19 protein-coding genes and 2 pseudogenes are annotated in these 21,021 nt (G+C 68.0%); 10 read left to right on the top strand and 11 right to left on the bottom strand.

Annotation, left to right across the window (positions count from 1 at the left end; genetic code table 11):
- Positions 1-147, top strand: a pseudogene (locus MAA8898_RS26750) (IS630-like element ISSpo6 family transposase); the annotation flags it as partial.
- Between the two features lie 76 nt (positions 148-223).
- On the opposite strand, the gene MAA8898_RS13360 reads toward MAA8898_RS26750, so the two are convergent.
- The 5 genes from MAA8898_RS13360 to MAA8898_RS13340 all read right to left on the bottom strand — a co-directional run bounded on the left by MAA8898_RS13360 (position 224) and on the right by MAA8898_RS13340 (position 4,511).
- The gene (locus MAA8898_RS13360) at positions 224-475 is read right to left on the bottom strand and encodes a MoaD/ThiS family protein (protein WP_094021506.1); all 252 of its coding nucleotides are present in this window, start codon (positions 473-475) and stop codon (positions 224-226) included.
- Positions 472-2,712 (bottom strand): xanthine dehydrogenase family protein molybdopterin-binding subunit, encoded by a 2,241-nt coding sequence (locus MAA8898_RS13355; protein WP_094021505.1) that lies wholly within the window; start codon positions 2,710-2,712, stop codon positions 472-474. The genes MAA8898_RS13360 and MAA8898_RS13355 overlap by 4 nt, the downstream gene beginning before the upstream one ends.
- Complete coding sequence (locus tag MAA8898_RS13350; RefSeq protein WP_094021504.1) at positions 2,712-3,194, bottom strand: (2Fe-2S)-binding protein; 483 nt, start codon at positions 3,192-3,194, stop codon at positions 2,712-2,714. The genes MAA8898_RS13355 and MAA8898_RS13350 overlap by 1 nt, the downstream gene beginning before the upstream one ends.
- Positions 3,191-4,057, bottom strand: a complete 867-nt coding sequence (locus MAA8898_RS13345) for an FAD binding domain-containing protein (protein WP_094021503.1) — start codon at positions 4,055-4,057, stop codon at positions 3,191-3,193. Before MAA8898_RS13345 ends, MAA8898_RS13350 begins: the two co-directional genes overlap by 4 nt.
- A gap of 250 nt (positions 4,058-4,307) precedes the next feature.
- Entirely contained in the window at positions 4,308-4,511 is a 204-nt protein-coding gene (locus MAA8898_RS13340) for a hypothetical protein (RefSeq protein WP_094021502.1), read from the bottom strand.
- Between the two features lie 529 nt (positions 4,512-5,040).
- Between MAA8898_RS13340 and MAA8898_RS13335 the strand changes: the two are divergent.
- From MAA8898_RS13335 to MAA8898_RS13325, 3 genes and pseudogenes are all read left to right on the top strand, one after another.
- A pseudogene (locus MAA8898_RS13335) lies at positions 5,041-5,169 on the top strand (integrase core domain-containing protein); the annotation flags it as partial.
- 290 nt (positions 5,170-5,459) lie between these two features.
- Positions 5,460-7,883, top strand: a complete 2,424-nt coding sequence (locus MAA8898_RS13330; RefSeq protein ID WP_176445157.1) for an ATP-binding protein — start codon at positions 5,460-5,462, stop codon at positions 7,881-7,883.
- Complete coding sequence (locus MAA8898_RS13325) at positions 7,880-8,278, top strand: response regulator (protein ID WP_245853408.1); 399 nt, start codon at positions 7,880-7,882, stop codon at positions 8,276-8,278. Before MAA8898_RS13330 ends, MAA8898_RS13325 begins: the two co-directional genes overlap by 4 nt.
- A gap of 21 nt (positions 8,279-8,299) precedes the next feature.
- On the opposite strand, the gene MAA8898_RS13320 is transcribed toward MAA8898_RS13325, so the two are convergent.
- On the bottom strand, positions 8,300-8,995 hold the full coding sequence (locus MAA8898_RS13320) for a sensor histidine kinase (RefSeq protein ID WP_094021500.1): 696 nt from the start codon (positions 8,993-8,995) through the stop codon (positions 8,300-8,302).
- A gap of 192 nt (positions 8,996-9,187) precedes the next feature.
- Here MAA8898_RS13320 and MAA8898_RS13315 point away from each other — a divergent pair, with 192 nt between their 5' ends.
- The gene (locus MAA8898_RS13315) at positions 9,188-9,880 is read left to right on the top strand and encodes a response regulator (protein ID WP_094021499.1); all 693 of its coding nucleotides are present in this window, start codon (positions 9,188-9,190) and stop codon (positions 9,878-9,880) included.
- 6 nt (positions 9,881-9,886) lie between these two features.
- Here the strand turns inward: MAA8898_RS13315 and MAA8898_RS13310 are convergent, their stop codons facing one another.
- Genes MAA8898_RS13310 through MAA8898_RS13300 form a run of 3 tightly spaced genes read right to left on the bottom strand, consistent with a single transcriptional unit; the run spans position 9,887 to position 13,751 of the window.
- Positions 9,887-10,984, bottom strand: coding sequence for an isocitrate/isopropylmalate dehydrogenase family protein (locus MAA8898_RS13310; protein WP_094021498.1), 1,098 nt, complete (start codon positions 10,982-10,984; stop codon positions 9,887-9,889).
- A gap of 26 nt (positions 10,985-11,010) precedes the next feature.
- A complete protein-coding gene (locus tag MAA8898_RS13305; protein WP_245853407.1) occupies positions 11,011-12,456 on the bottom strand; it encodes a glutamine synthetase family protein in 1,446 nt (481 codons plus the stop codon).
- The gene (locus MAA8898_RS13300) at positions 12,438-13,751 is read right to left on the bottom strand and encodes a Rieske 2Fe-2S domain-containing protein (protein WP_094021497.1); all 1,314 of its coding nucleotides are present in this window, start codon (positions 13,749-13,751) and stop codon (positions 12,438-12,440) included. The genes MAA8898_RS13305 and MAA8898_RS13300 overlap by 19 nt, the downstream gene beginning before the upstream one ends.
- Positions 13,752-14,058: 307 nt before the next feature.
- Between MAA8898_RS13300 and MAA8898_RS13295 the strand changes: the two genes are divergently transcribed.
- From MAA8898_RS13295 to MAA8898_RS13280, 4 genes are read left to right on the top strand one after another with little or no spacing between them, the layout of a single operon-like run.
- Positions 14,059-15,501 (top strand): UbiA family prenyltransferase, encoded by a 1,443-nt coding sequence (locus MAA8898_RS13295; RefSeq protein ID WP_094021496.1) that lies wholly within the window; start codon positions 14,059-14,061, stop codon positions 15,499-15,501.
- Position 15,502: 1 nt separating this feature from the next.
- On the top strand, positions 15,503-15,925 hold the full coding sequence (locus tag MAA8898_RS13290) for a GtrA family protein (RefSeq protein ID WP_094021495.1): 423 nt from the start codon (positions 15,503-15,505) through the stop codon (positions 15,923-15,925).
- Positions 15,922-17,244, top strand: a complete 1,323-nt coding sequence (locus MAA8898_RS13285; protein ID WP_094021494.1) for an FAD-binding oxidoreductase — start codon at positions 15,922-15,924, stop codon at positions 17,242-17,244. The genes MAA8898_RS13290 and MAA8898_RS13285 overlap by 4 nt, the downstream gene beginning before the upstream one ends.
- Entirely contained in the window at positions 17,241-17,978 is a 738-nt protein-coding gene (locus tag MAA8898_RS13280) for an SDR family oxidoreductase (RefSeq protein WP_094021493.1), read from the top strand. Before MAA8898_RS13285 ends, MAA8898_RS13280 begins: the two co-directional genes overlap by 4 nt.
- Positions 17,979-18,059: 81 nt before the next feature.
- Here MAA8898_RS13280 and MAA8898_RS13275 read toward each other — a convergent pair whose 3' ends face one another.
- On the bottom strand, positions 18,060-19,091 hold the full coding sequence (locus MAA8898_RS13275) for an L-idonate 5-dehydrogenase (protein ID WP_094021492.1): 1,032 nt from the start codon (positions 19,089-19,091) through the stop codon (positions 18,060-18,062).
- Positions 19,092-19,265: 174 nt separating this feature from the next.
- Between MAA8898_RS13275 and MAA8898_RS13270 the strand changes: the two genes are divergently transcribed.
- On the top strand, positions 19,266-20,771 hold the full coding sequence (locus MAA8898_RS13270) for a winged helix-turn-helix domain-containing protein (RefSeq protein ID WP_176445156.1): 1,506 nt from the start codon (positions 19,266-19,268) through the stop codon (positions 20,769-20,771).
- Here the strand turns inward: MAA8898_RS13270 and MAA8898_RS13265 are convergent.
- Positions 20,768-20,968 (bottom strand): hypothetical protein, encoded by a 201-nt coding sequence (locus MAA8898_RS13265; protein ID WP_141194851.1) that lies wholly within the window; start codon positions 20,966-20,968, stop codon positions 20,768-20,770. The two genes, MAA8898_RS13270 and MAA8898_RS13265, sit on opposite strands and share 4 nt — an antisense overlap.
- Between the last annotated feature and the right edge of the window lie 53 nt (positions 20,969-21,021).

Raw genomic sequence — 21,021 nt, 5'->3', positions numbered from 1 at the left:
GCCTTCTCTAAGCTCAAGGCCCAACTCAGACGGATCGGCGCGAGGACATTCACCGAAATGTTCAAAGCAATCGGTCATGTCTGCGACCTCTACTCGGAGCAAGAATGTTGGAACTACTTCAAGGCTGCTGGATATGTTTCAGGTTAAAGGCGTGACGCTTTAAAAACACTCCGCCGTCCCTTGCCCACAGGTCCCGAAATGCGCTCAAGGGCCCGGCCGGGCCTCAGCCGCCCTTGAGACGCTGCATCAGGTAGACCTGCGCCCCGGCGCCGACCTGGGTGTGCAGGCTGGGGGCCATCTCGTCCTCGATCACCACCGAGACCCCGGCATCCAGCACCGGGGCGAGGCCGGGGTAGGCGTCCTTGAGGGCCTTCAGGACGCCGCCCGCCGTATCCGCCTCGACCTCGATCACCCGCTCCCCATCGGTAAAGCGGGTGAGGCTGGACCAGAGGTGGACCTTGACCGGGTCGCTCATCCCTGCGCCTTGATCGCCGCCAGGACCTTGGGCGGGCTCATCGGCAGGTGCCGCAGGCGGACACCCGTCGCCGCCTGAATCGCGTTGGCGATGGCGGGCAGGGGCGGGGTGATCCCGGTTTCGCCCACGCCGCGCACGCCGTAGGGGTGGCCGGGGTTCGGCACCTCCACGATCACCGTGTCGATCATCGGCAGGTCCGAGGCGACCGGCACGCGGTAGTCCAGGAAGACCGGGTTCTGCAACCGCCCGTCCTTGCCGTAGACGTATTCCTCGTTCAGCGCCCAGCCGATGCCCTGCACCGCGCCGCCCTGGTACTGCCCTTCGACGTAAGAGGGGTGGATCGCGCGGCCGGCGTCCTGCACCACGAGGTAGCGCAGGATCTTGACGGCCCCGGTCTCGGGATCGACCTCCACATCGACGACATGGGTGCCAAAGCTGGCGCCGACACCTTCGGGCAGCGATTCATGATGGCCCGAGATCGGCCCCCCGGTGCTGCCCATCTTGCCGGCGATCTCGGCGATGGTCATCGGCGGGAACTTCCCGGCGTTCGGACCGGCCGGCTGTGCCGCGCCGTTCACCCATTCAACGGCCTCCGGGTCGATGTCCCATTCGTTGGCGGCGCGGCGGCACATCTCCTTGATCGCGTGGCCCGCGGCGATCACCGCCGCCTTGCCGCTGGCAAAGGTCGCGCGGCTGCCATGGGTCGGCTCGTTCACGCCCAAGGCACCGGTCTCGACCACGTTGACGCGCACATCCTCGTAGGGAATGCCCAGCGTTTCGGCCACCATCAGCCCGATGGAGGCGCGGCTGCCGCCGATGTCAGGCGTGCCGACGGACACCTGCGCGGTGCCATCCTCGGAGATCGCCATGGAGACGGAGGTTTCGCCGCCATGGTTGAACCAGTAGCCGGTGGCCACGCCGCGGCCCTGGTTCGGACCCAGCGGCGCGTTCAGGTTGGGGTGTTCCTTTGTCGCCTCCAGCACCTCGATCAGCCCGATGGAGCCGTACTTGGGGCCGTAGCTCGCGGTATCGCCTTCCTTGACCGCGTTCCTGAGCCGCACCTCGATCGGGTCGAACTCCAGCTTGCGGCACATCTCGTCCAGCAGGCTTTCCACCGCAAAGGCGCCCATGGGCGACCCCGGCGCGCGGTAGGCGGCGCATTTCGGACGGTTGGCCAGCACGTCATAGCCGATGTGCTGCACGTTGGGCAGGTTGTAGGCGGCAAAGGCGCAATACAGCGCCATGTCCACCGGCGCGCCCGGAAAGGCGCCGCCCTGCATGCGGAACTCGGCCCGGCCGGCGGTGAGCGTGCCGTCCTTCTTCATGCCGATCTTGACGTCCATCGAGGCCGAGGCGGTCGGCCCGGTGGCGCGCAGCACTTCGGAGCGGGTCATCACGATCTTGACCGGACGACCGCCCGCCTTGCGCGACAGCGCGAGGCTCAGCGGCTCCATGAAGATCGTCGTCTTGCCGCCAAAGCCGCCACCGATCTCCGACGGCGTCACCCGCAGTTGCGCGGTGTCCAGCCCCAGCACGTCGGCGCACATCTTGCGGATGTACCACTGACCTTGGGTGCAGACCCACATCTCACCCTTGCCATCGCTGCCCAGCTGGCCCATGCAGGCGTGCGGCTCGATATAGCCCTGGTGGGTGGCTTCGGTCTTGTAGGTGTTCTCCATGACAAGGTCGGCTTCGGCAAAGCCGGCCTCCACATCGCCATGGCCGAACTCCATGTATTTCACCACGTTCGGCGGCATCCCCGGCGGCACGGTGGCGTCGGCGGCGCCCTCGCGGATCACCGGCGCGTCGGGCTTGATCGCCTCGTCGACGTCGGTGACATGCGGCAGCACCTCGTATTCGACCTCGACCAGGCGCGCGGCCTCTTCGGCCAGCAGCTTGGAGGTGGCGGCCACGGCGGCAACGGCGTGGCCGTCATAGAGCGCCCGCTCGCCCGCCATGGTGTTTTCCTGCAGGTTCCATTCCTCGCCGGTCAGCCCGGTGGGGAAATCGGCCCGCGTGACCACCGCCTTGACGCCATCCAGCGCCTCGGCCTTGGACGTGTCGATCCTGACGATCAGTGCATGGGCATGGGGCGAGCGCACGACCGCGCCCCACAACATGCCGGGGCCGGAGATGTCGGCGCCATAGCGGGCGCGGCCCGTCACCTTGTCCAGACCGTCGGGACGGTCCGGGCGGGTGCCGATCAGCCGGAATTCCTTGAATTCGTCCTTAGCCATCACGCAGCCTCCCCACGCAGTTCCGCAGCCGCGTCCAGCACGGCGCGCACGATCTTGTCATAGCCGGTGCAGCGGCAGAGGTTGCCCGCCAGCCAGTACCGGACTTCGGTTTCGGTCGGGTCCGGGTTGTGGTCCAGCAGCGCCTTGGCGGCGACCAGGAACCCGGGGGTGCAGTAGCCGCATTGCAGCGCGGCGTGTTCGATGAACTTGCGTTGCAGCGGGTGCAGGTCGTTGCCGGGGGCCATCCCCTCGATGGTGCCGACCTGCTTGCCCTCGGCCTCGACGCCCAGCACGAGGCAGGAGCAGACCAGCGTTCCGTCCAGCGTGACCGAACAGGCGCCGCAGTCGCCGGTGCCGCAGCCCTCCTTGGAGCCGGTCAGGTCGAGGTGGTCGCGCAGGCAATCCAGCAGGGTTTCGCGCGGATCGGCCAGGAATTCGACCGCCTCGCCGTTCACGGTTGTCGAGACATAGGTCTTTTTCATGCCGAAGCTCCTTTTGCGCGGGTGTAGGCGATCCTGGCGGCGCGTTTCGCCAGCACGCCGGCCACGTCGGTGCGGAACTCGACGGTGCCGCGCTTGTCCGTGATGGGGGTGCAGGCGGCGCGCGCCGCGGTGGCCAGCGCCTCGAGCGCTGCATCGTCCAGCGTGGTGCCGAGGATCGCCTCGGCGGCGGCCGGCACGCTGATGACCTTGGGCGCGACCGCGCCCAGCGCCACATGCGCCTCGGTGATGGTGTCGCCTTCCAGCCGCAGGTTGATGGCGCAGCCGACCACGGCGATGTCCATCTCGGTGCGCGGGATGAAGCGCAGGTAGGCGTCGCCGCCATGCGCGCCGCGCGGCGGCAGCAGCAGGGCCGAGATCACCTCGCCCTTCTTCAGATGGGTCTTGCCTGGACCGGCAGGGATCTCCGCCACCTTGAGCGTGCGGCTGCCGTCCGGCCCGGTCACCTCGACCGAGGCGTCGGCGGCGATCAGGCCGGGGACGGAATCCGCCGCCGGAGAGCCGTTGCACAGGTTGCCGATCAGCGTGGCGCGGCCCTGGATCTGGGTCGATCCGACCAGTTCCATGCCTTCGACGACGCCGGGCCAGTCCGCCTTCAATTGCTCGTGCGCGCCAAGGGCCGCGCCCGGGACCGCGATGCCGATCCGCCAGCCGCCGTCGTCGGTGCGCGCGATGTCCTGCACGCCGGGGATCTTCTTGAGGTCGATCAGGTCATCCGGCAGGACCATGCCCGCACGCATCTGGACAAGAACATCCGTGCCCCCGGCCAGAAAGCGCGTCACGCCCGCCGTGGAGGCCGCGAGCCGTGCCGCGTCCGGAAAGGAAGTTGGTGTGTGATATCGCATGACGCCTCCCGTTGATGGAACCTGCGGCGGCGGAACTTCGGATGCCGGGGCCGCCCCGTCAGGGTCAGCCATCGCATCGACGACGACACGCGCCGCGCCATGCCAAGAGATAGGGAGGTTCGGCACCGCAATTCAAGCGGAAAACCCCTCAGCGCGCTGCGCGGTGCATGTTCCGCCTGGTCAAGGCGCGTGACCAGCGCCCGCAAAAGGGGTGAGGGGCCCTGCCTCGCACCTGCGGCAGGGCGACCTGTCAGGCCGCCAGCACGGGGTCGTTGATCTCCGGTTCCGGCTTCCCGGTTGCCGGATCGGTCGTGCCGAGAAGCTCGGGCTGCATCAGGGACTGGCAGAGGGCGGCACCGTCCGGGTCGGCCGCGTGGGTGTATTCGTCGGCGACATGTTCCCGCTGCATCCGGTCCTCGTAGGCGCCGAACAGCGTGCCATCGCTGCCGAACACCCGCGGATCGCGCTGCGAATACCGCTCGAAAAATGGACCGGACCACCGCCTCGTCCTCGGGCGTCAGATCCTCGTTGAGCCCCAGCGAGGCATAGCCGACGTAGCTGTTTACCGTCAGGTCGGCGTTGTGCCCGGCCATGGCCTTCGTGGCGAAGGCGGCGGTTGTGACGCAGTCGGAATGCTCGATGTCGGCGTAGTCAGTGGTGTGGTCCCGGATGTGGATGTGCTCCCGCGTGTGCCGGTTCATCAGGGCGGCCTTCTCGCCGTCTTCGCGCCCGCTCCAGTACTCCGCACCGCGCCCGGCGTCTCCGGCGGTGAGGTGGATCGTGGTGACCGAGCGCCCGAACCATGTGTGGTGCGCCCCCTCTCGTCTTTTGGATTTCCCGGCACTCGTTGCATGATGGGAGCCACCACGCGCTTCGCGCAAGTCGGCATGGTGGCCGGGGATGGATCGTACCTCTCTTGGTCGTCAGGGACCGTTGCCGAATATGATCGCCCCCGCTCTGACTTCGAACCTGAACGGATACCGGGGCTGCGGGCCCGAGCAGGCATCGGCAGGTGGATTGAATTCTACAATTCCGAGCGCCCGCACTCGGCGCTTGGGGGCAGAACACCGGTCGAGGCCCATCAGAGCCCTGACCTTCAGGCGGCTGCATGATCAACTGGCAAGCTTGGCAGCGCCGCAAAACTATTCGGGGACGAGGGACCACCTCTTTCCTGCCCGGTCGGGTCTCAATCCCGGCTGATCTAGGGTCACCTTGGCCCGCGCATACGGTGCCATCCCCTTCATCGCCGTCAGCCGATTTGGTGCGGGGCGCCGTTAACCCGCGCGAAACCCGCGTGGCCTAGGTCTGTTAGGGGGCAAGCGAACGGGTCGGAGGCGTTCTCAAGCGAATGGCCAAGCGGCGGACATTCTGGGCAGGACCCCTAGTGGCCGTCAGGCAATTGGTGGCAGCCCTGGTCCTGTGCCACGTGCCGACGGGCGCGCTGGCAGAGCGGCCCGCGCTGGTCGTGGGATGGACCCCGATGCCGGGGCCGATGCAGGAATCGACCGACGGCAAGAAGACCGGCTACATGCTGGACCTTGCGCAGATGATCGCAGCTGAAGTGCAGTTTCGATTACGCTTCGTCCTGTATGACACGGTGCCGGAGCTTCTGGCGGCGCAGGCCGAGGGTCGTTCGGAAATGCTGCCGGGCATCGCCGACCTTCCGTCGCTGCGCGCCACCTGGCACTATTCCCGATCGGTCGGCCGGGTGGCGGTTCACCTGACGAGGCTGGGCACCGCCAGCCCCGCCGCATGGGATGGCAAGCTCCGGGGCTTGCGACTGGCTGCCGTGCGCGGCGCGCCCGGATCCGAGATCGTCGGGCCTCTGCTGATGAATGACGTGATCGCCTTCTCCAGCCTCGAAGATGCCCTGGACGCGCTGCTGTCCAACGGTGTGGACGGGCTCGTCGCGCCAATCGACTTCGCCGGATCGGTTTTGTGGGCGGGGGCGGTCGACGGTCAGATCGTGGTGGCCGGGCCGCCCTACACGATCGTGCACGCTGACGGAGAGGTCTCCGGCTTTGTCGCCGAGGTGCTTCGTGACCTTGCGGAGAGGTCCGGAGTGCCTCCGGAGTTCGTCGCGATCACGTCCGAGGAGTGGCTCGCAAGCCTCCAAGCCGGTTCCTATGACCTGCTGCCGCTGGAAAACTATAACACTGGCCGGGTGCGGCCCGTGGAGGTCGGCTTGCCCTTGCTGACGACGCCATATGCGTTGTTTCACAGCGAGAGCGCGGACCTGCCGAAGGACTGGCGCGCCGTGCGGCTTGGCGTGGTGTCGAGCGACCTGCCCATCGACCCGCCGCAGCCCTATGACGACGCGGCCCTGGTGATCCACGACACCACCGAAGACAAGCTCGGTGCGCTGCTGTCCGGGCAGGTGGCGGCCGTGCTGCACGAACGTCACAGCCTCCGGCACTGGGCGGCCGTCCCGGGGGGCGATGACCGTATCGACGAGATCGGCGCCCCGGTCTTCCACCGCGAACGCGCAGTGGCGGCCCGGCTTGACCTGGTGGAGACGATCGCCCGGCTGAACGCCGTCGCGCCGGGGTCCCTGGCATCTCCGCGGTATCACGGCCTGCGGGCCACGTGGCTCGCCCCTTCGTCCGGCTGGATGACCTCGGGCCTGTCCCATGTGCTTGGCGCCCTTGGCGCGGGCCTGGTCTTGCTGTCCGGGGTCCTGCTCTGGCGGCACCACATGCGCCGACTGCATCACGCCCGGCGCGACATCGCAGAGGACCTGATCGACAAGATCCCGCTCGGGTTGGTCCTGCTGGGGGACGACGGCCGGATCAGGTACGTCAACGCCGAGACGGCAACCACCAAGGCGCACACCGGGGGTCTGCTGCGCGTCGGCGAACTGTATGAGACGGCCTTGCGGGATCTCGTCGCGACCCGGCCGGTCGCGCTCAACGGCCTCACGCCCGAGGACTGGATCGCCGGCCAGATGGACGACATCAGGATCGACGGATGCACGCGCGAGATCCGGCTGGACAACGGGACGACCTTCCTGCGGACGACCAAGCTGCTCAAGGACGGGGATACCCTGCTGTTGCGCCGGGACGTCACGGAGGAACGTGCCCGGCTGCACCAGATCGAGATGCTGAACGATCACCTGCACGGCCAGATTCACCGGGCCAGGGCCGCGACGGAGGATCTGCGCAGCTTTGCCTATGCCACCTCGCATGACCTCAAGGCCCCCACCAGCACGGCGCTGATGATCGCGGACGCCCTGCGCGAGGACCTGCAAGGCGCGCTTGACCCGGAACAGGCCGAACTGCTGGCAGACCTGCGTGTCACGCTGAAAGGCATGTCCGGCCTGATCGACGACATCCAGTCCTATACCAATGCCCTGGCAGAGGACATGTCTGACGAGGTGGTCGACCTGGGCATCGAGGTCCGGACCGTCATCAGCGACCTGTCGCAGACCGTGCAACAGGGCAACGCGACACTGTCGGTCGGTCCGCTGCCTTGTATCCGGGGATCGCCCGGACAAATCCGGACCCTGCTGGCCAACTTGCTGGACAACGCGATCAAGTTCCGCGCCGGTGATCGCCGCCCCGATGTGTCGCTAGGGGCGGTCGAGGCCCCCAGGGGGTTTGTCGGCTTTTCGGTCTCCGACAACGGCATCGGCATCGATCCGGCCTTTCACGAACGGATCTTCCAGGTCTTCCAGCGGCTGAACCCGGTCGGCGCCTGCAGCGGCACCGGCCTCGGACTGACCATCTGCCAGCGCATCGCGATCAACCATGGCGGTCGCATCACCGTCGACTCCTGCCCCGGGACGGGCAGCACCTTCACCGTTTATCTCAGAAAGGACAGCCATTGATCGATACCCTCATGATCGTGGACGACAACGCAATCGACCAGAAGCTGTACGCCCGGCTTGCCACGCGGTCGGGCCTGGTGGGCGCGCTGCACGGGTTCCTGATGGCGCCGGATGCGCTCGACTTTCTCGCGCAGCCCGATCGCCCGGTGATCGACATCATCCTGCTGGACATCAACATGCCCCGGATGAACGGGTTCGAGTTTCTCGATGCCGCGACGTCGCGGTTCGGCCCCGGCTTCGTGCGGGCGGCGGTGATCATGCTGACCACCTCGATGTCGGACAAGGACCGCAAACGCGCCGACTCCTATGCCGTCGTGCGCGACTACATCCAGAAACCGCTGGAGATGGTTCACCTGCAAGAGATCGACACCATGCTGCGAGAGGGGGCGCTTTAGCGCCCGGCCTCCTGCCGGCGGTCAGCTGGCGGGCAAGTCACAGAGGATCGTGCAGCCCCGCGGGGTGCCGGTTTCCGCCACCGAGATGCCGCCGCCCAGCGTCGTCGCGACCTTTCGCGCCACCGTCAGTCCCAGCCCGGAATACCCGGTTTCGTCCTTGGGCCGCAGGGTGTGCAGCGGTTCGAACACCTTGTCATGGTACTCTGGCGGAATGCCGGGTCCATCGTCACTGATGCGCAGGACGACCCGGCCGTCCTGATGACAGGCCGAGGCGGTCACGCGCCCGCCGGTGCCGTCATGGTGGCGGACAGCATTGGACAGCACCGCCATCAGCAGGCGGCGCAGGTCATTGGCCGGCACCTGCACGCAAAGGTCCACCGCGTCGAAATCGGCCTGGAACCCCTGCCTGTCGGGTGTTTCGGCCCAGGCCTGCGCCAGCGCCTCGCGCAGGTCGACCGGCCCCGGAGTGTTTGCAAGGCGGCCGACCCGGGACAGATCGGTCAACCCGTCCAGCATCCGGTCCATGCCGCGCGCGTAGTGTTGCAGCATCATCAGGTGATCGGCGACATCGCCCGGCAGGCTGGCCTGTGCTTCGGCCATATCCTCGACGATCCAGTCCGGGATCACGCGCATCGCGCGGGAAAAGCTCTTGAGGTCGTGTGTGATCGCATAAAGATAGGAGTCGAAGTCCCCCTCGGACGCTGCGTGGTCGGTCATCGCGGAAAAACTCCGGTCTTCGGCTCGGTGCTCTGCTGTGTCCTCGATACCATTTCCGACGGTTCCGGACAAAGCCCGTGCCAAGCCAATTTGCCTGAAATTGCAGCGCTTTGGGACGGGGGCGTCAACTTCTCGTTATTCTTGCCCTCTCTATCCTGATTGCGGGAACGAAACCGGGAAAGAGTGGCCATCATGCAAGACACATCGCCTGACGCAATCGACAGCGCCGTGCCGGAGGTCGAATCCCGCTACCATGAGGCATCGACCGCCTTCCAGCGCAGCAACGGGTTCGATGTGCTGATCCTCGATGACAGCCGTTTCGATCAGAACCGGATCAAGCGCAGTTGCACCCAGACCGGGTTGCCGGTGCGCTGCTGGACGGCCACCGACATCCCGGAATTCGAGGCGGCGCTCGACGAACGCGCCTATGACGTGGTGTTCATCGACTACCTGCTGCCCCGCGGCAACGGGCTGCACGCTCAGCGCATCGTGCAGAACCACAAGATGAACTTCGGCGCCGCCGTCGTGATGATCTCGTCCGAGATGCGCACCGACGTGGCTGTCGCCTCGATGAAGAAGGGCTCGCTCGACTGTCTCGACAAGGATGCTCTGAGCGTGGACAAGCTGCGTGAGCTGATGATCGCCTCGGCCAAGATGTTCGCCGAGGCGTCCCGCCACTGGATCGGCGAATTGCTCGCCCAGCAGCGCGTGCAGATCGCGCAGGACATTTCCCGCGTGATCCGCGAGGAGATGGAGTTCGGCCGCTTCGTCGACACCATCGACAAGCGCATCGTCGACATGCTGGCGGCGCGCGGCTTTGCCGAGGTGGAAAGCTGGAACACCTCCTACCTGTTCGACAACGACGAACCGCTGAAGTTCCGCTGACCGGACTCAGCCTCCGACCAGGTCCAGCACTGCCCGCGTGACCGCGCGCGTGCCCATGTCGCCGCCGAATTCCATCGGGCGCAGAAGGTTCCGCGCAAACCCCGCGTCCACCGCGTCATCGATGACGGCTGCGGCGGTTTCATAGGCGGCCGTCCCTGTCCGCTGCGCGAGGTAGTCCAGCATCAGCCCGCCGGACAGGATCGCCGCCAGCGGATTGGCCTTGTCCTGGCCCATGATGTCGGGGGCCGAGCCATGCGCCGGCTGGAACAGCCCGACCTCGTCACCGATCTCGGCGCAGGCGGCCATGCCCATGCCGCCGACCAGCCCCCCGGCCAGATCCGACAGGATGTCGCCGAACATGTTCTCCATCACCAGCACGTCGAACTCCCAGGGCCGGCGGACCAGGTCCAGCGCCTGCGCATCGACGTAATTGTAGCCCTTGGCGACGCCGGGGTAGTGCGCGCCGACCTCGTCGTAGATGCGGCGGAAAAAGGCCATGGAGGCAAAGACATTGGCCTTGTCCACGCAGGTCAGCAGGCCGGGCCGTCCGCGCGCCTTGCGCCGCTCGGCCAGGCGAAAGCCGAAGTGCATCAGCCGTTCGGTCGTGGCGCGGGTGATGCGCAGGGTGTCGCGCACTTCGGTATCGCCGATGACCTGGCTGCGGTTGTGCACGGCGGCGGAGTAGAACAGCCCCTCGGTCGACTCGCGCAGGATCACCAGGTCGATCCCGGCGGCGCGCGGGTCCGCCAGCCGCTGCGGCGCGTTGGGGTAGGCCCGCACGGGCCGCACCCCGGCATAGAGCCCGTAACGGTCGCGCAAGCGCAGGTGCGGGCTGATCTCGGTGCCGTCGGCGTGGCGGACTGAGGGCAGACCGATGGCGCCGAGAAGGATCGCGTCGGCCTCACCCGCGCGTGCCTCGCCGCCCGGTTCGATGTCCTGCCCGGTTTCCTTGAAATACCCCGCCCCGGCGGCGATGGGCTGTTCGACGGGCGCGGGCAGGCCGACCCGCGCGCAGGCCGCCGCGACGACGGCCAGCGCCGCCTCGGTCACGTCGACGCCGATACCGTCGCCCTTGATGACCGCGATGCGTGCGGCGTCTGTCATGATGGTGTCTCCCGTGGCGCCCCTGTTCAGAAGGCGGTGAAGTATTCGGTCTGTTCCCACTCCGAGATGGCGGAGAGGTACGTGGTCCATTCCGCGCGCTTGAGGCGGGCGAGGTACTGCACCGTCTCGTCGCCCAGCGCGGCGCGGTACATCTGCGCTCCCTCGAAGGCCTCGATCGCCTCGCCCAGGTTGCCGGGCAGGTGGTCGGCCGCGTCGTCGTAGGGGTTGGCCAGAGGAGCCGGGGCCGTGGCCCCCGCGAGGATCCCGCTCAGCCCGGAATGGATCTGGAAGGCGAGCGCAAGATAGGGGTTCGCCGTGCTGTCGGCGACCCGGTTCTCGACCCGGCTGGCGGGATCGTGCGGCGCGATCAGCGCGCGCAGCATGGCGCCGCGGTTGTCCTCGCCCCAGCCGATCCGGTTGGGCGCCAGCTGGTAGGCGCCGTAACGCTTGTAGCCGTTCACCGTGGGCGTTGTGGCGATGCAGGAGGCGCGCGCGTTGTCCAGCAGCCCTGCAATCCAGGCCGAGGCGGTCGGCGTCAGGTGCCCAGACGACGGCGTGAACAGGTTGCGTCCTTCCAGGTCGGTCACGCTCTGGTGGATGTGCCAGCCGTTGGCCACCGCGTCGGGCAGGCGCGGCTTGGCCATGAAGGAGGCAAGGTAGCCTTCGCGCGCGCAGACCTCCTTGACCAGGGTGCGGAACAGCACCGCGCGGTCGGCGGTGGTCATCGGGTCGGCGGCGGCAAAGGTGAACTCGAACTGGCCTGGACCCATCTCGATCTCGACGCTGAGCACGGGCAGGCCCATCGCCTCGGCACTGCGGCGCAGGGTGTCGAGCAGGGGTTCGGCGGCGTCGTAGCGGGTTTCGGTCAGGTACTGGTAGCCCTGGTTCAGCGCACGGGTCGCAGGCGGGCGGGGCGGCAGTGCAGTGTCGGCGTGGTCCAGCGCGGGGTCGGTCACCGCGAAGACCTGGAATTCCACCTCCAGCCCCATGACCGCGCGCAGGCCCTCGGCGGCCAGCCGATCGACGGCCCCCGACAGGATCGTGTCCGAGGCAAAGGGGATCGTCTCGCCCGAGGTGCGCAACACCCGGCACAGCATCAGCGCCGAATGCGGTGCGTGGGGCAGGCGGACCCAGGTGTCCGGGCGCGGCACCAGCAGCACGTCGCCCGCGCCATGCATCGGCGCATCCCCGGCCGCCGACCAGACCGGGAACACCGTGCGGTGCGCCACGTCCTTCAGCAGCAGGGTGGACGGCAATCGCACCCCGGCCGTCAGGGCGCCCTCCAGCGCCCGCGCCGTCACCGTCTTGCCGCGCAGGATGCCGTGCGCATCGGCAAAGACCAGGCGGATCGTCTCGATGCCCTCGGCCTCGGCGCGGGCCAGCACTTCGGCCGCAGGGTCGGCCTGCAACAGCCCCTCGCGGCAGAGCCGCCCGGCGGCGATCCGCGCCAGGGTCACAGGCTGGCGTCCCAAGGGCAGGCGGCGCGGCGCGCGGCATCGGCGCGAAGGCTGGCGGCGTCCCAGTCGGCACTGTCGGCGATGGCGTCGTTTGACAGCGGACCGCGCAGCGCCTCGGTGCCGTCACCCTGCATCGGAAGCGCGGCCTCCTCGCCTTTGCCCAGCGCGTCAATCGCCGCGCGCAGCATCCGGCGATAGCGGATGATGCCGACATCGGTCTTGCCCAGGTGTTCCTGCGTGCGGTCCTGGATGCGGCCCATGCTTTCGACCGCCCACTGGTCATGCACGTTGATGTCGAGGCCCATGCCCGTATAGGTCTCGGACGCCTGTTCGGCGGGGTCATAGCCATAGGCGTTGCGCGCGTTCTTGAGCGGCGCGTAATCCGGCAGGCGGTGTTCTTTCAGCCGCTGCGCGCGCATCACCTCCTTGTTCACCGGTTTGTCGAAGCTGGTGAACATCGAATACCAATAACAGGTCTCGTCATCGACGGGGACGTGCCATTGCGTGATGGTCATCTCGCGGCTCATCGGGATGCAGATCGCCTGCGGAAAGATATGGTTGGTGACGCGCACGTGGGTCAGGCCGTTGTCCATGTGCCTCAGCGCCGTCAGCTTCAGCCCCCAAGCGGTGTCCTCGACGCGGATTTCCGGGCGCGGGTACTCGCGCAGCAGCTTGGTCATCGGGACGTTGGTGTCGGCGGCGCTGTCGCGGAACTGCTTGCCGTAGCTGTCTTTCGGGTCCTCGTCCTGCAGAAAGCGGTGCAGGAAGGAGGCATGCGCCGGGTCGATGCCGACCTCCAGCGCCTGGAGCCAGTTGCACTCCCACAGCCCCTTGAAGGCAAAGACATGGGTATCCGGGGCGCGAAAGCAGTCGAAGGCGGGAAAGGGCGGCGGGTCGCCGGGGCCGAGGTAGGCAAAGACGATGCCATTGCGCTCGACCACCGGGTAGGAGGTGGTGCGGATCTGTTCGTGCATCCGGCTGCCTTCGGGCTCACCGGGTTGTTCGACGCATTGGCCGGTGCGGTCGAAGTGCCAGCCGTGGAAGGGGCAGCGCAGGCCGTTGTCCTCGCGCCGACCATAGCACAGGTCCGCGCCGCGGTGCGGGCAGTGGCGGCCGATCAGGCCCAGCTGCCCTTCGTTGTCGCGGAACAGCACCAGCTTTTCGCCCAGCAGGGTAACGGGCACGACCGGGCGCGGCCCGGCCAGTTCGTCGCTCAGCGCGGCGGGTTGCCAGTAGCGGCGCAGCACCTCGCCCGCAGGCTGGCCCCGTCCCACGCGCGTGATCTGGTCGTTGAGCTCCTGGCTGATCATCGGGTCCTCCGGCGGCGTGTCGTTGCTTGGGTCGGGCACACTGTCCGCCGTCCGTGGCGAAAAGGTCAAGGGGATCGCGGCCCCGTTGCGTGCCGTGGGGCCGCGACCCCCGGGTGCGGGGGGCGACCGTCCGGTACGACGCCCGCGCTGTTGCAGTTGAACCACAAATCGCCTGTGCCGCATTCGTGCCTCGACGCGGTCACATGCCGCGCCTATCCTGCCGCCCACAAGAGATATTGCATGCGGGTCAGACGCTTTCATGAACAGGGTTGGTGTGGCGCGCGAGCCGAAAGAGGGGGCTGACCCCATGACGCGGGTCACGCAGGGGATCGAGGACGGCAAGGTCCTGGTCGTCGATCTGGACGGCACGCTGCTGCGCAGCGACATGCTGGATGAATCCTTCTGGTCGGCGTTGGGACGCGACTGGCGCGTGCTGCTGGTCGCGGCGCGTGGCCTGGGAGAGGGCCGCGCCGCGCTGAAGCGCCGGCTGGCCGCGGTGGCGGGGCTGGAACCGGCGACGCTGCCCTACGACCCCCGCGTCGTCGACTACGTGCGCGACTGGCGCGCGCGCGGTGGCCGCACCGCGCTGGTGACGGCCAGCGACCAGAGCATCGCCGAACGGATCGCCACGCATCTCGACCTGTTCGACGAGGTCCACGGCTCGGACGGCACGCTGAACCTCAAGGGACCGATCAAGGCCGAGTTCCTGACCCGGCGCTTTGGCGCGGGCGGTTTTGTCTACATGGGCGACTCCACGGCCGATCTGGCCGTCTGGCAGGTTGCGGCGCGGGCGGTGACGGTCAACGCGCCCGCCGCGCTGCGTGCCCGTGTCGATGCGCTGGCGGTCGAGGCCGAACACCTGGACACGGCGCCCGTGTTGCTGTCGGCCTATGTCCGGGCGCTGCGGCCGCACCAGTGGCTGAAGAACATCCTGATCTTCCTGCCGCTGCTGGCCGGGCACCAGTTCGACATGGGGACCCTGATGCTGGCGGCGCTGGCGTTTGTCGCCTTCAGCCTGACCGCCTCCAGCGTCTACGTCCTGAACGACATGATCGACCTGGCCGCCGACCGCGCCCACCCACGCAAGCGCAAGCGGCCGTTCGCCTCGGGCGCGGTGCCGCTGCGGCACGGCATGGTGATGACCGCAGGGTTTTTCGTTCTCGGCGCGGTGCTGGGGCTGCTGGTGGGCGGGGCCTTCTTCTGGGTGCTGATGGGGTATTTTGCCCTGACCACGGCCTATTCGCTGTACCTGAAACGGCAGCTGGTGATCGACATCTGCACGCTGGCGGGCCTCTATACCATGCGCATCGTCGCGGGCGGCGTGGCCACCGGCATACCGCTGTCGGTCTGGCTGCTGGCGTTCTCGATCTTCTTCTTTCTCGCGCTGGCCGCGGTCAAGCGGCAGGCGGAACTGGTCGATGCGGCCGACCGGGGCACGCTCAAGGCGCGCGGGCGCGGCTACAACGTGGCCGACCTGCCGATCGTCACCATGATCGCCATCAGCGCGGGCTACGTGTCGGTCCTCGTGCTTGTGCTCTATGTGAACTCGCCTGCGGTGGTCGATCTGTATCACACGCCGACGATGCTGTGGGGCATCGGCGCGGTGCTGCTGTTCTGGATCACCCGCACGGTGATGATCACCCATCGCGGGTGGATGCACGACGATCCCGTCGTCTACGCGGCGCGGGACCGGCTCAGCCAGGTCTGCCTGCTGCTGTGCCTGGGTTTTGCGGTCGTCGGGGCGCTCTGACGTGACCCGCAAGACGCTGATCCTGCGCTACGGCGCCTTCGCCGTGATTGCCACGCTGGCCAACCTTGGCGCGCAGCGTCTGGTCCTGCTGGCGGGGGACGGCGGCGGGCAGTTCGCCCTGGCGGTGGCGGCGGGCACGCTGGTCGGGCTGGTGGTGAAATACCTGCTCGACAAGCGCTGGATCTTTTACGACACCGAAACCGGGGCGCGTGCGCACGGGCGCAAGTTCACGCTCTACACCGCCATGGGGCTTGTCACGACGGCGATCTTCTGGGGGTTCGAGACGGGCTTCTGGCTGATTTGGCACACTGACGCCATGCGCGAGCTGGGCGCGGTGATCGGGCTGGGGATCGGCTACGTGGTCAAGTACAACCTGGATCGCCGGTTCGTCTTTACCGACGCGCGGCTGGAGAGAGCAGCATGAAACTGTCGGGCTGGGGCCGTTTTCCCGTCATCGAAACCGACCTGCGCGCGCCGCGCACCGAGGACGACCTGCGCGCCGCCCTCGGTCAGGGCGCGCTGATCGCCCGCGGCAACGGGCGGTCCTACGGCGACAGCGCGGTCAGCCCGCGCGCCACCCTGCACATGCGCCATTTCAACCACATGCTGGCCTTCGACGAGACAACCGGCCAGCTGGTGGCCGAGGCCGGGGTCCTGCTGGGGGATGTCATCGACGCCTTTTTGCCGCGCGGATGGTTCCCGATGATCACGCCGGGCACGCGGCTGATCACGCTGGGTGGCGCCATTGCCGCCGACGTGCACGGCAAGAACCACCACAAGGACGGCAGTTTTGGCACCTGCGTTGACTGGATCGACGTGATGGGGCCGGACGGCGCGGTCCTGCGCTGTTCACGCGAGGACAACGCCGACCTGTTCCGCTACACGCTGGGTGGGATGGGGCTGACGGGCATCATCCTGCGCTGCGCCATCCGCCTGCGCCCGGTCGAGAGCGCCTGGATCCAGCAGACCACCCACCCCGCGCCCGACCTCGACACCGCCATGCGGCTGTTCGAGGAGAACCAGCAGGTGACCTACTCGGTCGCCTGGATCGACTGCCTGGGGCGCGGCGCGCACCTGGGGCGGTCGCTGGTGATGCTGGGCGAACACGCCACGGTGGCAGAACTGGACGCAAAGCGCGCCAGGCATCCCCTGGACGCAGGCCACAAGCCCAAGCTGGCCGTGCCGCTGGATTTCCCCGGCTTCGCGCTCAACAGCCTGACCGTCCGGGCCTTCAACAAGCTCTATTACACCCTGGGTGCGCGCAAGACCGGCACGCAGCTGGTCGACTGGGACACCTATTTCTACCCGCTCGACGCGGTGCTGAAGTGGAACCGCATCTACGGGCGGCGCGGCTTTGCGCAGTTCCAGTGCGTGCTGCCACTGGAGACCTCGCGCGACGGGCTGACCGCGCTGCTCGAGGCGATCTCGGACTCGGGCAACGCGTCGTTCCTGGCCGTGCTGAAACGCTTTGGCCCGCAGGACAGCGCGATGTCCTTTCCGATGGAAGGGTACACACTGGCGCTCGACTTCCCGATGAAGTCCGGCACGCTGGCGCTGCTCGACCGGCTGGACCGCATCACGCTGAACCATGACGGGCGGTTCTACCTGGCCAAGGACAGCCGCATGAGCGCCGACACCCTGCGCGCCGCCGATCCCCGTGTCCGCGCCTTCACCGAGATGCGCAAGGACCGCAACCTGTCCGGGCATTTCGCCTCTGCCCAATCCGAAAGGCTGTCGCTGTGAGCAAACCCGCCGTTCTCATCCTTGGTGCCGGCTCGGACATGGGGCAGGCCATCGCCCATGCCTTTGCCGCCGAAGGCCACCCGATCCAGCTGGCCGCACGCGATCCGGCGCGCCTGGACACGGTGCGATCCGACATCGCCCTGCGCCACGGGGTGGAGGTGACCCTGCATGACTTCGATGCGCTGGACCTTTCGGCGCACGAGAGCTTCGTCGACACTCTGCCCGAACTGCCCGGCATCGCCGTCTGCGCCGTGGGCCTGATGGGCGACCAGGACGAGAACGCGCAAGACTTGACGCGCGCCGCGCAGGTCATGCGGTCGAACTTTGAAGGTCCTGCCAGCATCCTTGCGCTGCTGGCAAACCGGTTCGAGGCGCGTGGATCGGGCGTGCTGGTCGGCATCAGCTCGGTCGCCGGTGAGCGGGGCAGGGCCACGAACTACGTCTACGGCTCGGCCAAGGCCGGGTTCACCGCCTTCCTGTCCGGCCTGCGCAACCGGTTGGCGAAACAGGGGGTGCACGTGGTCACGGTGCTGCCCGGCTTTGTCAACACCGCCATGACCGAAGGGTTGGACCTGCCCGGACCGCTGACCGCCGAGCCGCAGGAGGTGGGGGCGGCGGTGCTGCGCGCGGTGCAGAAGAGGCGCAACGTGATCTACGTGCGCCGCGTCTGGTGGCTGATCATGGCGATCATCCGCAACATCCCCGAGCCGGTGTTCAAGAAGATGAAGCTGTAAGGCGCGACAGACCCGCCGGGCGGCCAGCGTCCCGGGCTTTACCCGGGACCTCAGCCCACCCGTACAAGCTGTGGAAGCGGCTCAGGAAAACCGGATCTGCGCCTTGATCGCGCGGGTCCGGTCGGACGCGAGGCGAAAGGCGTCCTCGGCCTCGTCCAGCGGCACGGTCTGGGTGATCAGCGGTTTCACGTCGATCCGCCCGCGCCGCATCATCTCGACCGCGGTAAAGAACTCCTCGTGAAAGCGGAAGGAGCCGCGCAACTCCAGTTCCTTGGCGGTCATCGCCTGCACCGGCAGGGTCATGTCGCCACCCAGGCCCAGTTGCAGGACCACCCCGCCGGGCCGCATCGCGGGCACCGCCGCCGCCAGCGCGGGCGCGGCGCCCGAGCATTCGAACAGCACGTCGAACCGGCCCTTGTCCGTCGTCCAGGGCGTCAGGCCGTCCGGCGTCTCGGCGACGTTGACCGTGTGATCCGCGCCGACCCGCGCCGCCATGTCCAGGGTAAAGGCGGTCAGGTCCGTCGCCACGATCTCGGCTGCGCCCGCCGTGCGGGCGACCAGCACCGCCAGGATGCCGATCGGGCCGCAGCCGGTCACCAGCACCCGCTTGCCCAGCAGGTTGCCCGCCCGCGCGGCGGCGTGCAGCACCACCGCCAGCGGTTCGGCCATGGCGGCCTCGCCGGCACTCAGGTCGTCGGCGGGGGCGCATTGCGCGGGATCGGCCACCAGGAATTCGCGGAACGCGCCCTGGATATGCGGAAAGGGCATGGCCGATCCGTAAAAGCGCATGTTCAGGCACTGGTTCGGCGCGCCCGCGTGGCAGAACCGGCAGGCCCGGCAGGGGCGCGAAGGCGAGACCGCGACGCGCTGGCCTTCGCTCAGGCCGGTGACGCCCGCGCCCAGCGCCGCGATCCGGCCCGAGACCTCGTGGCCCAGGATCATCGGTTCGCGCAGCCGCACGGTGCCGAAGCCGCCGTTGTGGTAATAATGCAGGTCCGAGCCGCAGACACCGCCGGTCTCGATGCGCACCAGCACCTCGCCCGCGCCGGGGGAGGGCATCTCGCGCTCCTCGATTCTGAGGTCATGCGCGCCGTGCGCCACGATGGATTTCATGTGTGGTCCTCCCGCCGGGCATGATGCGGGCGGGCACGGGGATTGTCGAGGGGCGGCAGCTGTCCTTGCTGCGCGCCCTGCCTGCGGGTTTGCGCGCCGCAAGGGCAATGCCGTCTTGTGGCCCGCACCGGGCCTGGCTCATACTCGCACCGGCGGGACCGGCAGAGGGCGACAGTGACATTGGAAATTTCCCACGACCGCCGGACGGTGTCGCGCGACGGGCAGGAGATCGCGCTGGGCGCGCGGGCCTTCGACGTGTTGGCCCATCTGGTCGACAACACCGACCGCGTGGTGTCCAAGGCGGAACTGCTGGACAAGGTCTGGGCCGGGCTGATGGTGGAGGAAAGCAACCTCACCGTGCAGATTGCCGGGTTGCGCAAGGCGCTGGGCCCGTCGCTGATCAAGACTGTGCCGGGGATCGGCTATCGCTATGTCGCCGAGGCGACCGACGCGCCGGAGGAGGTGGCCCAGCCCGCGCTGCCGGTGCCGGACATCCCCTCGCTGGCGGTGCTGCCCTTCGCCAACCTGACCGGATCGGCCGAGCGGGATTACCTCGTGGACGGCATCGTCAACGAGGTCATCACCGCGCTGTCGCGGGTGGCGTCGTTCTTCGTGGTCTCCAGCACTTCGAGTTTCACCTACAAGGGCCGCTCCGTCGACCTGGCCGAGGTCGGGCGGGAACTGGGCGTGCGGTATGTCCTTGAGGGCAGCATCCAGCAGGCCGGCGACCAGATGCGCATCTTTACCCAGCTGGTGGAGGCCGAGAGCGGGCATACCCTCTGGCGTGACCGGTTCGACGGGCTGGCCAGCGAGATCTTTGACCTGCAGGACAAGGTGGCCGAGCGGGTCGCCGCCGCGCTGGAGCCAAAGTTGATCTGGGCCGAGGCGGCGCGGGCGCGTGCCAAGCCGACCGAGAGCCTGGCCGCATATGACCTGTGCCTGCGCGCCGCCCCGCTGGTCTACCGGCAGAACACGCTGCACAGCGTGATGGAGGGGCTGGACCTGCTGAAGCAGGCCCTCGCGCTGGACCCCGAGTACCTGATGGCCAAGGCGCTGGTCTGCTACGCGCACACCGGGGCCGTGGCGACACGCTGGTGGACCTTTGAACAGGCGGCGGCGGCGCTGCCGCTGGCGCGCGAGGTGCTGGATGCAAACCCGGACGATCCGCTCGCGCTGGCCTATGCCGGGCACCACATCGCCTATGTCGGCCGCGAGACGCGGCGCGGCCTGACCGCGCTGCAACGGGCGAAGGTGCTGAACCCCAACTCGGCAACCGTGGCGATGCTGCTGGGCTGGATCTACAACTACCAGAGCGAAAACGAGGCGGCGATTGCCGAGCTGCGCCGCGCCCGGCGGATCAGTCCGCTGCATCCGCAGATCGGGGTCATAACCTCGGGGATCGCCAACGCGCTGTTCCAGTTGGGAGATATCGAAGGCGCTGCGGCGCAGTTCGAACAGGCGCTGACCGAGTTCCCCGAGTTCGCCACGATCCACTTAGGCCTGATGGGGGCCTACTGGGCGCTGGGCCGCAAGGAAGACTCGGCGCGCATGGCAGAGGCCTTCCGCCGCAAGGTGCCGGACATGACCGTGTCGATCTTTCGCCGGACCCGGCCGCAGAACAACAAGACCTACGCCAACGCGATCATCGCAGCGCTGGAGGGCAACGGCTTTCCGCCCTAGTGCGAGTGTTGCATCAGCCGGTCCACGGCGGCGCGGGCCTCGGCGCGGCGGGTTTGTGCAGCCAGCAGGTCTTCGGGCGACTTGGGCGGGCGGCGCTGGAGCAGGCGGGCGGCCGCGGCGCGCAGGAGCGCGGGCAGGGCGTGCAGGGGTGTGGCGAGAGGGGCGGCGGTTTCGGTACGGGTCTGGAGGAAAGTCATCGGGGTCGCTTTCATGTGAATGATCTGATGGGTCGATCCTGTCACGCCACGGG

Origin of the sequence: Antarctobacter aquimaris, assembly GCF_900184945.1 — a bacterium.
In the GTDB taxonomy this organism is placed as follows: Bacteria; Pseudomonadota; Alphaproteobacteria; order Rhodobacterales; family Rhodobacteraceae; genus Maliponia; species Maliponia aquimaris.
Note: the sequence above shows the minus strand (reverse complement) of the source record. Positions and strands in the feature narration are given on the sequence as shown.

Bases quoted from the DNA above. Each gene is read 5' to 3' on its own strand.
- MAA8898_RS13360 (WP_094021506.1), bottom strand. From the start codon at position 475: ATGAGCGACCCGGTCAAGGTCCACCTCTGGTCCAGCCTCACCCGCTTT.
- MAA8898_RS13355 (WP_094021505.1), bottom strand. From the start codon at position 2,712: ATGGCTAAGGACGAATTCAAGGAATTCCGGCTGATCGGCACCCGCCCG.
- MAA8898_RS13350 (WP_094021504.1), bottom strand. From the start codon at position 3,194: ATGAAAAAGACCTATGTCTCGACAACCGTGAACGGCGAGGCGGTCGAA.
- MAA8898_RS13345 (WP_094021503.1), bottom strand. From the start codon at position 4,057: ATGCGATATCACACACCAACTTCCTTTCCGGACGCGGCACGGCTCGCG.
- MAA8898_RS13320 (WP_094021500.1), bottom strand. From the start codon at position 8,995: ATGACCGACCACGCAGCGTCCGAGGGGGACTTCGACTCCTATCTTTAT.
- MAA8898_RS13315 (WP_094021499.1), top strand. From the start codon at position 9,188: ATGCAAGACACATCGCCTGACGCAATCGACAGCGCCGTGCCGGAGGTC.
- MAA8898_RS13310 (WP_094021498.1), bottom strand. From the start codon at position 10,984: ATGACAGACGCCGCACGCATCGCGGTCATCAAGGGCGACGGTATCGGC.
- MAA8898_RS13300 (WP_094021497.1), bottom strand. From the start codon at position 13,751: ATGATCAGCCAGGAGCTCAACGACCAGATCACGCGCGTGGGACGGGGC.
- MAA8898_RS13295 (WP_094021496.1), top strand. From the start codon at position 14,059: ATGACGCGGGTCACGCAGGGGATCGAGGACGGCAAGGTCCTGGTCGTC.
- MAA8898_RS13285 (WP_094021494.1), top strand. From the start codon at position 15,922: ATGAAACTGTCGGGCTGGGGCCGTTTTCCCGTCATCGAAACCGACCTG.
- MAA8898_RS13275 (WP_094021492.1), bottom strand. From the start codon at position 19,091: ATGAAATCCATCGTGGCGCACGGCGCGCATGACCTCAGAATCGAGGAG.
- MAA8898_RS13265 (WP_141194851.1), bottom strand. From the start codon at position 20,968: ATGACTTTCCTCCAGACCCGTACCGAAACCGCCGCCCCTCTCGCCACA.